The following is a 10,561-nucleotide window of genomic DNA, read 5'->3' as shown; positions in this document are numbered from 1 at the left end:
GTGTCCTCTTTTTTTCGGTCCAACACCCCCCCTGACCACGTAGAGGGGCCAGCGACGCCCGCGCGGGGGGGGTGGGGGAACCGTGGTGGGCTCTTTCCCCCCCCCCCCCGCTGCGAACGCTGAACGATCGGAAGCTGGCGGTTCTCCCCTGCCTGCGCAGGAAGTCAAAGCCAGCGCCATGGGCTGGCCGGCGCTCAAACCGGTCCGCCCCCGCCCGCGCGGTGACCAGTTCCGGCGGGGCCGCTCAGATCCAGTTCACCCCCCACCCATGCGGGGATCTGGTCACGCCTGTCGACATCGGGCTCGTCTGTTCCGGCTTACCCCCGCCTATTGGCGGACCAGATCACTGGCGGCGGCACCGGTAAGGCCCGCGGGCTCTGGCCGGGCGCTGGGCGGGATCCGACTCCTGTCACCCGGGCCAGGTCCACCCTCGCGCCCACGGCGCCACCGTGTCCTTGTACTGGCCAGTCGTCCTTGTGTCGGGCTCCCAGCTGGCGGCAGTGGACGTGAAGGGAGGCCGCCATGCCGCGCGACGAGGTCAACGGCTACGACGTGTTCAACGAGGAGATCATCACACCGCCCGAGTCCGAGCCGGACGAGGGCCCAGACGATGAAGAGGGATGACGACGGCCGCAAGGCGTGCCAGCCCTACCTGCTCAAGCACCAGCCGGCATCGCCGCCAGTTGAGCTGTACTGCCCCGAGCACACGGACGTCCAGCTGGTGCGGATCCTCGGCAGGGCGTGGATCTGCCCCGCCGGCACCCAGCGCCGACCCCGCAGCGAGTGATCCCCGGTCAGCAGAGCCCGGCATGCCCCTCGCAGCCCTCCCGGACGCACGTCCAGGACACGGCGTACTCCGGTTCGAGGTAGCCGGCCCCGAGGTCCAGATCGGCTCGGTAGCGATGGAAGCGAGTTCGTGCGCTCCCGCCGACACGCGCCCGGCAGCGACCTGCATCCCGAGGACTTCCGGCAGCGCATGTGCCTTGCAGTCCAGGAAGAAGCCACGCGACAAGGCTTGCGTTTCGAAAACGGCCACGACCGCGAGCGGATCATCGAAGCCCTCGCCACCGCCGCTATCGGCGTTGCCTACCCGGAGCTGTACGGGTGGAAGCCGATCACACCTGTCAGCCACGCCGAAAGCCTTGAGGCTGCCGCCAACAAGATCGAAGCCGTCAATCCGGACCGCAGCGCGGACTTCTCCGACGGCGTCGAATGGGCCGCTGACGAACTCCGCGCACAAGCCCAGGACATCCGGCGAAGGGGGGTGGCGTGTTGCCTGCCCGTATCCAGCGCAAGCGGTCCGCCGGGTGGCGGCGCGGTGACGCGACCATCGTGGACCGCAGCAGCCGCTACGGAAATCCCTACCGCATCGTCGGTCAGCGGTCCGTGGAACACCCAGACGGCAACGTGACCTGGTCGTTCGAAACCCCGGAACTGGCCCGCGCGAAGGCTACCGCCCTGTACGAGGCGTGGCTGAACGGGGTTGGTGCCCCCGCGTACCGCGTCCACAGGCGGGAGTTCGACCGCGGCCGGGTGCTGACAGCCCTGCGCCGGGGTGACCTCGCCGGCCGCGACCTGGCCTGCACCTGCCCCCTGCCCGAGCCTGGCCAGCCGACCACTGCCATGCGGCGGTCTTGCTGTGGAAAGCCAACCAGCCCACCACCCCGGAGGAGAACTGATCATGTCGTACCCGCAGATGCTGACCCCGGAAGAGAAGCTCGCCGACGGCAAGAAGCGCTTGAACATTCCCACCGTCGTCTGCCTGTGCGGCAGTACACGCTTCTGGGAGGAGATGGCGCAGAGCGCCTGGTCTGAGACGCTCGCCGGACGGATCGTCGTCCGCCCTGACGTCGACATGAAGCGCCCCGGCCAGGGCTACGCCGACGCGGCAGCCGTCAAGGTCGATCTCGACGAGTTGCACCGGGCGAAGATCCGCGTCGCCGATGAGGTCCTCGTCGTCGGCGACTACGTCGGCACGTCGACCACCGCCGAGATCGCCTACGCGCGGTCGATTGGCAAGCCGGTGCGGTTCACGCACCCCGAGGTCGACCCGGCCGCAGCGGGCATCCGGTGACCACCCGCGCACGGACCGCGGGTCCAGGCGGTGTCGAGGCCCTGCTGCGGCTGATCGTCGTGCAGCAGTCGCCGGCCCGCCACCGCACCGGCTACCACCGCCCGCCGGCCGTCCCGCCGCCCGACAGCCTGGCGTGGCAGCGCCGCGGCGCCTGCCTCACCAGCGAGCCCGATGACTGGTTCCCCGAGCGGCACCGCGGCAGCGTCGAGACCGCCAAGCGGATCTGCGGCGGCTGCCGGGTCCGCACCGACTGCCTTGCTGCCGCCCTGAACCGCGGCGAGAAGTGGGGCATCTGGGGCGGGCTCACCACCCAGGAACGCAACCAGCTCCGGAGGCGGCCATGACCCCGCCTACGTCCCGGCCGCTGCTGACCGAACACCAGCTCCAGGTGCTCGCCCATCACGCCGCGGGCGGCACCAGCAAAGCGTTCGCCCGCCAGCACGGCATCGACCTGACCGCCGCCCGCCAACAAGTCCGGCGGGTGTGCGCCGTCCTCGGCGCCCGTTCCATCCCCCACGCCGTCGACATCGCCTGGCGGCAACGGCTCCCCGGCAGCCTCGAATGACCGGCCCGTCATCCGCGCCCCGCGGCGAGAAGGCCGGCAAGCCCGGTACCCACTGGGAGACCGAACTCCGAACCGTCGAGCGGGTCGTCGACGACGACGCCCCCGACCCCAAGTCGAACCGCGCCACCCGGCGCCGCCAAGCCCGAGACGCACGGAGGAAGCGATGAACCGCAAGACCGCCGACCAGATCACCAGCGATGACCTCGATGCTCTGTACGACGAGTTGAAGTTCATCCACCGCGTTTTCGCCGTCTTCTGCGCGGCCGACGCCCGCGATGAACTCCTGTACCGCGTCGTCGACGGGCACGCCGAGTTCGCCGTGAACGTCAGTGATGTCTTCGCCTGGGGCGGCACCGACGCTGAGGACATCGCCCCCGAGACGCTGCCCGTCCTGGAGCAGGCACTCACCGACCTGCGGGCGGCAGGGGAGACGTACCGGGTCGGGGAGCTGTACGCGGCCCGCATACGCCAGATGCGGCCCCAGGGCGCTGCCTACTCGGAGATCGCTGCCACGCAGGTGCTGTTCGACGCGTGCGGGCCCGAGAGGGCGCTCGGGCTTGGCAACCCGAAGCCGCCGCCGACCCCGATGGCGGGCGCGCCCGAGCGGCCGAGGGAGGCGTCCTGATGGCCGAGTACACGACCCGCATGGTCACGTCGACCCGCTGGGAGTGGATCGTCCCAGCCGGCGAACCGTGGGGTGCAGCGGCTGCCGAGGTCGGCAAGGCGTGGACGGCTGCCGAGATCACCTACCGGGAGCAGCACGGGATGCCTGCCGGGGGGAGCCGCTGCACGACGACGCGCTTCGGTTCCGTGTCCGCGACGACGAGATCGTCATCAGCTTCACCCTCGAGGAGGCCGAGTGACGGATCTCGAACACCGGGACGAAAGGGGCGCCTGGCCCGCCACCCGCCGCCCCGTCTACCGCGACTGGCCCGACCGCATCACCGACCTGCGACTCCCCGAGGAGACCTTGTGACCATTCAACCCGGCCAGATCTACCGCTCGTGCGACCCACGCGGCGGCCCTCGGATCCGGATCACCGCCTACCGGCACGGCACCGCACGCGCCCACGTCGTCGAAGCCCACGACGGCAAGCGCTTCCGGCAGATCCTCGTCGACCAGCTCCACGCCTCCCCGCTCTCCAAGAACGGCCAGCCCCGCCGCACCGGCTACGTCTTGGAGCAGCCGTGATCTCCCTGCCCCTGACGGTCCGCGACCGAGAGGCCGTCCGCAAGCGGCTCGCCTTCGCGGCTATGGAACGCGCCCAGCAGCGTGGCGACAGCCCCGCCGAGGCGCGGCGCCGTGCACAGGCCGCCTACCGCAGCATCCCCTGCGGCAACCGCCAGTGCGGCAGCTGCAGTAGCCGGCCAGCCGACTGCCTGTGCGCCTGCCACGACCCCGCCCCACCAGCCCGGACCCCAGCACCAGCACCAGTCACCTTCAGCGACAGGAACCCCCGATGACCGACCCCGTGATCACGATCCTGGTCGCGATCACCATCTCCGCCGCGATCGTCGCCCTGTTCATCCACCACGCCCGCCGCCTCTGAAGGGAGCTGGCCGACCGCAGCCAGCATCCTCCCCACGCGCGGCCACCGATTGATGCACCCGCCTGCAGAAGCCTGGCAGAGCGGCACGATCCCGCCCCGGGCCGCTACCGTGAACCCGGGCACCGGTACCTCGCTGCCCCTGGCTGATGGCTCCAGCCGCGCGCCTGTTGGCGCAGGCGCGCAACAGCGCCCCCGACCGCGGGTCGGGGGCGCTTTGCTGTGTCCGGCCCGCGTTATGGGACGTCGATCACGGTGATCTTCCAGGAGCACTCGGAGTTGATCTTCAGGTACTTGGTGCCACCCTCATGCAGATGCGTCACATCCGCACCCGACTTGCCCAACTCGTTCAGGTAGATCTCACCCAGCGCGCCACCGCCCTCCTGGACGACGAAGTTCCCGGCCACGCCGAACGCCGAACAGTCGTAGCTGTACTTCAGGTCCCAGTCCCCATCGACCTTGAACTTCGCCGTCGACTTGATCCCGGACCCCGACTCCGACAGGACGACCTTCGCCACCGGCTTCGGCTTGGGAGTCTCCGAAGGGGTCGGCTTCACCGCAGGCGCCGGCTTCGACGAGCTCACCGACCCGGACGGCGCAGAGGCCGTCTCCGCCGGGGACGGCTTCGACTTGTCGTCCTTCTTCCCACCACCCGCGATCGCACCAATGATCCCGATCACGATGATGACCGCCACCACACCACCGGTGATCCACAACCAGCGGCGCCGCTTCCTCGGCGGTCTCGCAGCCTGCCCATCCGGATCCTGAAATGCCATGTTGCCCCCAGAGGCTCACCTAGTTGAGACCCGGAGCATCCCAGTGACACCGGCACATTACGCACGCTGTTGCCTACTCGTGACAGATCATCACCCGAGAGAGGGACGGGCCTTCCCTGCCGCTATGCCCGGACCGCGGCGAGCAGCTCCTCGAACCGCCGATTGCTCGGCAGGCAGTCCGCCGGCCCGACAGTCGCCTCCCACGCCCGGCAAGTCCCCACAACGAACGCAGCCACCGCAGCCGGATCAGCCTCCCGCCAGACCGGGAACTGCTCCAGCCACTCCAGCGCCTGATCCGCCGAAGCACCGGCCTCCATCAGCCGCACCGCCGTGTACGCCACATCCACCCACGCCGGACCCTTCGCGGCCATGGCCCAGTCCACCATCCACGCCCGGCCGTCACCGACCAGCAGATTGTGCGGATTCGTATCCGTATGCAGAAGGACGTCGCCGTGAAGCAGCGCCTCCTCGGTCGGCTCCAGCCAGGGGCGCAACAAGATGCTGATCGGCGGGACCGGTAGATAGTCCGGCACCGTGATCTCCTGCGCCCTCAGCAGCACCTCGGCGACCAGCGGCAGATCCGGTGACCCCGGCCCAAGATCGGCGTGACGGCCGTCCACCCAGTCATAGGCCATCACCTCCCAGCCCGCAGCCTTCCGCACGACCCACCCAAAATCAGGGCTCACCCCGTCCAGCATCGGGAACACCAACCGCTCCCGGTACAGCGACGTCCAGGCTCGCTCGTCGCTCTCCGGACAGCCCTTCACGAACCAGCGACGCTCGTCGAGTGTCGTCAGACCCGCAGCCAGCCAGCATGTCAACCCGCCCTCAACCGACACGACTTCACACACCGGCCCGGTCTCGGCCAACACCGCATCACGAACATCAACCGGAAGATCAACCCACTCGATACGAGGCACACCGCCACCCTCCAACAGAAATACGGGGCCGCACAAGCAGCCCCGCACCCCTCACCGAACGCGATCAGCCCCGCGTCGCACCACACTTACGACAGCGCGGCTGGCCACTCCACGGAACCCACTCGTGATCACAATTGCTGAGCATGGACACCTCCAGGTCCAGAACCCGACGCGAGCCACCCCCGCGCCGCCGTGCACCATGCAGCCCCAGCCGCGCGGGCCGAGGACAAACAGGGGGAACATCAAGCCCCAGCAGTCCGGCCAAGAGCCCGCACCGTCGCCGCGAACGCAACCAGCGGTTCACCCCCGCCCGCGCGGGGACCACAGCTCCGTACCCGCCGGCAGGCCTGCCGTGCCGGTTCACCCCCGCCCGCGCGGGGACCACGGTGAACCAATCCATCAGTCGTGCACCCCCATCGGTTCACCCCTGCCCGCGCGGGGACCACGCCTGGATCTCACCGCGGCCGACGGTCCGGAGCGGTTCACCCCCGCCCGCGCGGGGACCACTGCTTCAGCACCCTCACCGCGGACGCCACGATCGGTTCACCCCCGCCCGCGCGGGGACCACCCATACGGACGCCCTACCGTCGTTGTTTCCGTCGGTTCACCCCCGCCCGCGCGGGGACCACCGCAGGCCGCGGTCGTCGACGGGCTCGGGCGCCGGTTCACCCCCGCCCGCGCGGGGACCACAGGGCGATGATCGAAGCCACGGCGAGGTCGATCGGTTCACCCCCGCCCGCGCGGGGACCACCCTACGGTGGCCGAGCTGACCGCGGGATCCGACGGTTCACCCCCGCCCGCGCGGGGACCACTCTGCCTTGACGGGTGCGTCCAGCCCATTGAGCGGTTCACCCCCGCCCGCGCGGGGACCACAGCGCGAGGCGTTGAGTAACGAAGCCGCTCGACGGTTCACCCCCGCCCGCGCGGGGACCACAGGCTGCTCCATGGTGAGTTCTGTGGCTATACCGGTTCACCCCCGCCCGCGCGGGGACCATTGGACGGTAGACGGATCATCAGAGCACGGCTCCGGTTCACCCCCGCCCGCGCGGGGACCACTCTTTCTGAGCTGCATCGTTAAGGACGCTTTGCAACTTCTTCACCCATCCCGGAGGGCACCAGCAGAACCTCCTTACGGCCCTGTCTGGACGATCCTCGACCTCGCCATTTTAGAACTCACTCCCTCTGCCCTTGTGTCCAAGCTGAGACGAGGGTGAGGCCAGGGTCGCGGCGCAGCACCTGCTGCAGTAAAAGCGGCCACATACAGCCAGGGCGCCGCCGATTCGGCCCCTTACTGGGCGCAGTGTGATGAGATGAGGTTCCTCCCCTCGCGGGTGAAGTAGGTTCGCTGCCGGTCGACTTGTGTCCCGTGCTCCCGGTAGGAAGATCGCGACGAGTTGGTGATTTTCTGTAAAGGGGAACCTGGATGCGCCGTGCCCGGATCAGTTTTGCCGCCGCCGCCCTCACCATGCTTGCCCTGTTGCTCTCCCCCGCCGCTGCCCACGCCAGACCGGCCCGGGCAGTTGCTCCGGGCGAGACCGTTACTGTGTCGGTTCTTGAGGCACTGCAGAACCTGCCTGTGCGGGCCGAGGACCGCACGGGATACCAGCGCAGCTTGTTCAGGCACTGGGTGGACGCTGACCGTGACGGCTGCAACACCCGCCAGGAAGTCCTCAAGGCTGAGGCGCTCGAGGCGCCGGTGCAGGGTCCCCAGTGCGCCCTGACCGGCGGGTCCTGGTACTCCCCCTACGATGATCTGTACGTCGATGACGCCCGCAAGCTCGACATCGACCACCTGGTCCCCCTCGCCGAAGCCTGGGATTCCGGCGCCTCCGCGTGGAGCGCGGCGCAGCGTCAGGCCTACGCCAACGACCTCGGTGACGAGAGGGCGTTGATCGCGGTCTCCGCCGCCTCCAACAGGTCCAAGGCCGACCAGGACCCCTCCACCTGGCTCCCCCCGTATGCCGGCTACCGCTGCCAGTACGTCACCGACTGGATCGCGGACAAGACCCGCTGGGGCCTTGACATCGACCCCGCCGAACACACCGCCCTCACCGACGCGCTCTCCGCCTGCCCCAACCTCGACATCACCGTCACCACCGCCCGCTGACCCCAGCCCCTCCAATGGTCCACGGGCGAGGGGGCCGGCACGCGCCTGCTGCTGGCCCCCTCGCCGCGGATGACAGCGTCAGCCCTGCCCGCCTCGATGCACGGGGTGAACAGTCGGCGCCTGAAGCGGTCACTGTGCCGCGACGCCAGGCAGGGCGCCGGGCTGGGCCTGAGGAGCATCCCCTTGACCGGCCGGACGGGGCATCAGCAGGTCCTGACTCAGGTTAGGGAACGTGTCGTTCGCGGCGCTGGCACGGCTCTGCGGCCACGAGGCCGCCGCCTGTGCCGGCCTTTGGCAGCGGGCCCCGTTTGCCGCCCCCCGTCGGCCGGACAGCCGCTGCTGCTGACGATGCGAGCGGGCCCCGTGTCGAACTGCGCCGACGGCGGGGCGCGCAGGCTGTCCCAGAAGGCCATGCTGTCCCCACCCCTCGACGGACCACGTCGACGGCCCCGCACCTCGATAGCGGCGGGCGGCCGAGAGGCACGGACCTCCGGCCGCCCCCGCGAGGCCCGTCAAGGCCCCTTGCTTAGCCGTACCTCGTGCGGGTGCTTCGTGCTCTGCCACACAACCACCCGTCAACGTGGTGCCGTCGCTTACGGCATGCCCATCGACGAGCAGCACCTTGACCAGCCCGGCCTTGCCGTCCTCGACATCACCGCCGCCGACGAGACCACCGCCCGTATCGTGATGGAGGTCCTGCAGCAGCAGTGGGCGACCTCCGGTGTCACCCCGGTACGGCGCGTCCCCGGTCAGGGCGGTGTCCGGGTACGGGTGTACGCAGACCTGCGACGCCGCCCCGGAACAGCGGAGTGAAAGTGCTGGCCTTGCCGTAGCCGCGGACCGGAACACATCGCTGCCTGAAGGACTGAATGCGGCCAGCCGATTGCCCATGAAGTGTCCAGGGACCAGGCGAAGCCGGCGAGCGCACGGAGGCTGGCCTCGCGCAGACCGAGGCCCGCGTTGACGTGATGGAACAGCCCGGCCCCGCGAGGGTGGGCCGTGACGTTCGCTGGTCTTGGTCGCTGTGTTCGTCGTCGGGGCCAGGCGAAGGGATGACCCTCTGAGCGGCTCGTCCATGCCGAGGAACAGCAGCGCTGGGATTATGGTCTCCCGCGGCGCTGTTCGACGCTGGCGGTCCCGGGGGAGCGTGTTGCGTCGGTCGTGACCGCCGGGGCTGGGCGGTTGCGAGGACGTGGGCGTGGCGGGGTCGTTGACGTCCTGCCCGGGGTGGGTGTGCAACGGTAGGCAGGGAATTCACCCGCTTGGGTGAATCGGGGTGCTGGTGAGGGAGAAGCGGGCTGTGGGTTTCGTCTGAGGGGTGAGGACGCGCGATCGGCTGTGTCCCGTCTGTCGGATGGAGAGCCATTCTCATGTCACCGTCCTTGGAGTGGATCGGGTGTGTCCCGGCCGCCGTGAGCGCGGTGCACGCGCTGGGTGCCCTGGTGCGCCGGTACCGGCCGAGTGCTGTCCGCTGGAAAGCCAGAGGGGTGCAGGTGAGCACAGGCCAGGGCAAGGCGCAGGCCGGGCGGCGTGCTGCGCGGGTGCTGGTCGTGCGGGTGGACGTTGCCGGGGAGGGCGCGGTGGTGGTGGGGGTCAAGGTCGATACCGGCCGGGCCGCCAGTGGCCGGGCTGCTGGCTGGGAGCGGGGCCCGTGGTAGGCGATGACGCCGCAGGCCAGGAATTCACAGGCGAGGGGCCCGTGCAGGAACAGGACGTGGCGCAGCGGCTGCTGAGCGCGTATTCGAGGTTTGTTGAGGTGGAGCCGTTCACGCTGCGGCGTCTGTACCGGTCGCTGCCGCTGGCCACCTGTCAGGACATTGTGCAGGAGGCCTATCTGAGGGTGGGGCGGAAGGCGGCTGCGGGGGAGCTGGCGGCGGATACGGATGTCATGGCGTATCTGTGCCGGACGGCCCGCAATCTCGCCGTCGACCTGTTGCGTCAGCAGTCCGCCAGGGAGCGGCTCTTACGGGACTTGAACGGGCTGGAGGCGGTCCTGCGGCCCCGGGAGCCTGCCGATGATGATGTTGAGGCGATAGAGCTGGTGGCGCGGGAGATCGAGCGGATGCCGCTGGGGCAGCGCCGGCAGGTGGTCGATCTGCAGAGCAAAGGGCTCAGTGATGCGGAGATCGCCGCCGCGCTCGGCATACCGGCACGCCGTATCCACAATCTTCGCAATAAAGCGATCGCGTACCTACAGCGCAAGCTCACCGGGCATATTCGAGATGGGCACCGCAAGCAGCTGCGCACAAGGAAAGACAGGTGACGGATGTGAGCAGGTACGACGGCCACGACGGCAGGGCAGGCCGCCCGAAGCCGCAGGTCCCGCCCGCACTCGCCCGCCTACTGGACCAGCTCGCCGGACCGTATGACTTCTGGGACCGCCCCGATGGGCATTTCGGCCCGCTGACGGAGAAGTACCGGCTGTCCGCCGAGGAGCGTGCGCACGCCAACTCGCTCTACCGGCTCGGTTCGAAAGCACTCATGAAGGGGGAACTGCTGCGCGCCGCGCAATGGCTGGGCCCCGCCGCTGAAGCCGGCCACCCCGGCGCTTTGTTCCGTCTGGCTTTAGTGGC

Annotated in this window: 14 protein-coding genes, 1 pseudogene and 1 CRISPR repeat array; of the genes and pseudogenes, 13 read left to right on the top strand and 2 right to left on the bottom strand. The window is 69.5% G+C overall.

Annotated elements, in window-relative coordinates:
• Positions 1 to 610: 610 nt before the first annotated feature.
• The 8 genes from ACZ5ID_RS33035 to ACZ5ID_RS33000 all read left to right on the top strand — a co-directional run bounded on the left by ACZ5ID_RS33035 (position 611) and on the right by ACZ5ID_RS33000 (position 3,830).
• Entirely contained in the window at positions 611 to 787 is a 177-nt protein-coding gene (locus tag ACZ5ID_RS33035) for a hypothetical protein (protein WP_468905411.1), read from the top strand.
• Between the two features lie 129 nt (positions 788 to 916).
• Positions 917 to 1,411, top strand: coding sequence for a hypothetical protein (locus tag ACZ5ID_RS33030; protein WP_468905561.1), 495 nt, complete (start codon positions 917 to 919; stop codon positions 1,409 to 1,411).
• Positions 1,333 to 1,815 carry a DUF4326 domain-containing protein gene (locus ACZ5ID_RS33025; protein ID WP_468905408.1) on the top strand — a complete coding sequence of 161 codons (483 nt, stop codon included), beginning with the start codon at positions 1,333 to 1,335 and terminating at the stop codon, positions 1,813 to 1,815. Before ACZ5ID_RS33030 ends, ACZ5ID_RS33025 begins: the two co-directional genes overlap by 79 nt.
• Entirely contained in the window at positions 1,697 to 2,074 is a 378-nt protein-coding gene (locus ACZ5ID_RS33020; RefSeq protein ID WP_468905406.1) for a hypothetical protein, read from the top strand. The genes ACZ5ID_RS33025 and ACZ5ID_RS33020 overlap by 119 nt, the downstream gene beginning before the upstream one ends.
• Positions 2,071 to 2,418 carry a WhiB family transcriptional regulator gene (locus ACZ5ID_RS33015; protein ID WP_468905404.1) on the top strand — a complete coding sequence of 116 codons (348 nt, stop codon included), beginning with the start codon at positions 2,071 to 2,073 and terminating at the stop codon, positions 2,416 to 2,418. Before ACZ5ID_RS33020 ends, ACZ5ID_RS33015 begins: the two co-directional genes overlap by 4 nt.
• Positions 2,415 to 2,639, top strand: a complete 225-nt coding sequence (locus ACZ5ID_RS33010) for a helix-turn-helix domain-containing protein (RefSeq protein WP_468905401.1) — start codon at positions 2,415 to 2,417, stop codon at positions 2,637 to 2,639. The genes ACZ5ID_RS33015 and ACZ5ID_RS33010 overlap by 4 nt, the downstream gene beginning before the upstream one ends.
• A 163-nt stretch (positions 2,640 to 2,802) precedes the next feature.
• On the top strand, positions 2,803 to 3,264 hold the full coding sequence (locus tag ACZ5ID_RS33005; protein ID WP_468905399.1) for a hypothetical protein: 462 nt from the start codon (positions 2,803 to 2,805) through the stop codon (positions 3,262 to 3,264).
• Positions 3,265 to 3,611: 347 nt separating this feature from the next.
• Positions 3,612 to 3,830 carry a hypothetical protein gene (locus tag ACZ5ID_RS33000; protein ID WP_468905398.1) on the top strand — a complete coding sequence of 73 codons (219 nt, stop codon included), beginning with the start codon at positions 3,612 to 3,614 and terminating at the stop codon, positions 3,828 to 3,830.
• Positions 3,831 to 4,421: 591 nt separating this feature from the next.
• Here the strand turns inward: ACZ5ID_RS33000 and ACZ5ID_RS32995 are convergent.
• Complete coding sequence (locus ACZ5ID_RS32995; protein WP_468905396.1) at positions 4,422 to 4,901, bottom strand: hypothetical protein; 480 nt, start codon at positions 4,899 to 4,901, stop codon at positions 4,422 to 4,424.
• A gap of 182 nt (positions 4,902 to 5,083) precedes the next feature.
• On the bottom strand, positions 5,084 to 5,881 hold the full coding sequence (locus ACZ5ID_RS32990) for a phosphotransferase family protein (protein WP_468905394.1): 798 nt from the start codon (positions 5,879 to 5,881) through the stop codon (positions 5,084 to 5,086).
• 296 nt (positions 5,882 to 6,177) lie between these two features.
• A CRISPR array of direct repeats spans positions 6,178 to 6,937; the repeat unit is 29 nt; unit sequence CGGTTCACCCCCGCCCGCGCGGGGACCAC.
• Positions 6,938 to 7,304: 367 nt separating this feature from the next.
• On the opposite strand from ACZ5ID_RS32990, the gene ACZ5ID_RS32985 reads away from it, so the two are divergent.
• The 5 genes and pseudogenes from ACZ5ID_RS32985 to ACZ5ID_RS32965 form a co-directional block, all read left to right on the top strand.
• A complete protein-coding gene (locus tag ACZ5ID_RS32985; protein WP_468905393.1) occupies positions 7,305 to 7,988 on the top strand; it encodes an HNH endonuclease family protein in 684 nt (227 codons plus the stop codon).
• Positions 7,989 to 8,588: 600 nt separating this feature from the next.
• A complete protein-coding gene (locus ACZ5ID_RS32980) occupies positions 8,589 to 8,801 on the top strand; it encodes a DUF6207 family protein (protein WP_468905392.1) in 213 nt (70 codons plus the stop codon).
• Positions 8,802 to 9,481: 680 nt separating this feature from the next.
• The gene (locus ACZ5ID_RS32975; protein ID WP_468905390.1) at positions 9,482 to 9,646 is read left to right on the top strand and encodes a hypothetical protein; all 165 of its coding nucleotides are present in this window, start codon (positions 9,482 to 9,484) and stop codon (positions 9,644 to 9,646) included.
• Positions 9,640 to 10,251, top strand: a complete 612-nt coding sequence (locus tag ACZ5ID_RS32970) for an RNA polymerase sigma factor (RefSeq protein ID WP_468905388.1) — start codon at positions 9,640 to 9,642, stop codon at positions 10,249 to 10,251. Before ACZ5ID_RS32975 ends, ACZ5ID_RS32970 begins: the two co-directional genes overlap by 7 nt.
• Positions 10,248 to 10,561, top strand: a pseudogene (locus ACZ5ID_RS32965) (hypothetical protein); the annotation flags it as partial. The gene ACZ5ID_RS32970 and the pseudogene ACZ5ID_RS32965, both read left to right, overlap by 4 nt.

This window comes from Streptomyces sp. NPDC031670, from assembly GCF_055580545.1.
The sequence above is the reverse complement of the archived record's forward strand: the minus strand, read 5'-3'. Positions and strand labels throughout refer to the sequence as shown.

What these genes read in the sequence shown, in the direction of transcription:
- ACZ5ID_RS33035 (WP_468905411.1), top strand. Translation starts at nt 611, where the DNA reads ATGAAGAGGGATGACGACGGCCGCAAGGCGTGCCAGCCCTACCTGCTC.
- ACZ5ID_RS33020 (WP_468905406.1), top strand. Translation starts at nt 1,697, where the DNA reads ATGCTGACCCCGGAAGAGAAGCTCGCCGACGGCAAGAAGCGCTTGAAC.
- ACZ5ID_RS33010 (WP_468905401.1), top strand. Translation starts at nt 2,415, where the DNA reads ATGACCCCGCCTACGTCCCGGCCGCTGCTGACCGAACACCAGCTCCAG.
- ACZ5ID_RS33005 (WP_468905399.1), top strand. Translation starts at nt 2,803, where the DNA reads ATGAACCGCAAGACCGCCGACCAGATCACCAGCGATGACCTCGATGCT.
- ACZ5ID_RS32985 (WP_468905393.1), top strand. Translation starts at nt 7,305, where the DNA reads ATGCGCCGTGCCCGGATCAGTTTTGCCGCCGCCGCCCTCACCATGCTT.
- ACZ5ID_RS32980 (WP_468905392.1), top strand. Translation starts at nt 8,589, where the DNA reads ATGCCCATCGACGAGCAGCACCTTGACCAGCCCGGCCTTGCCGTCCTC.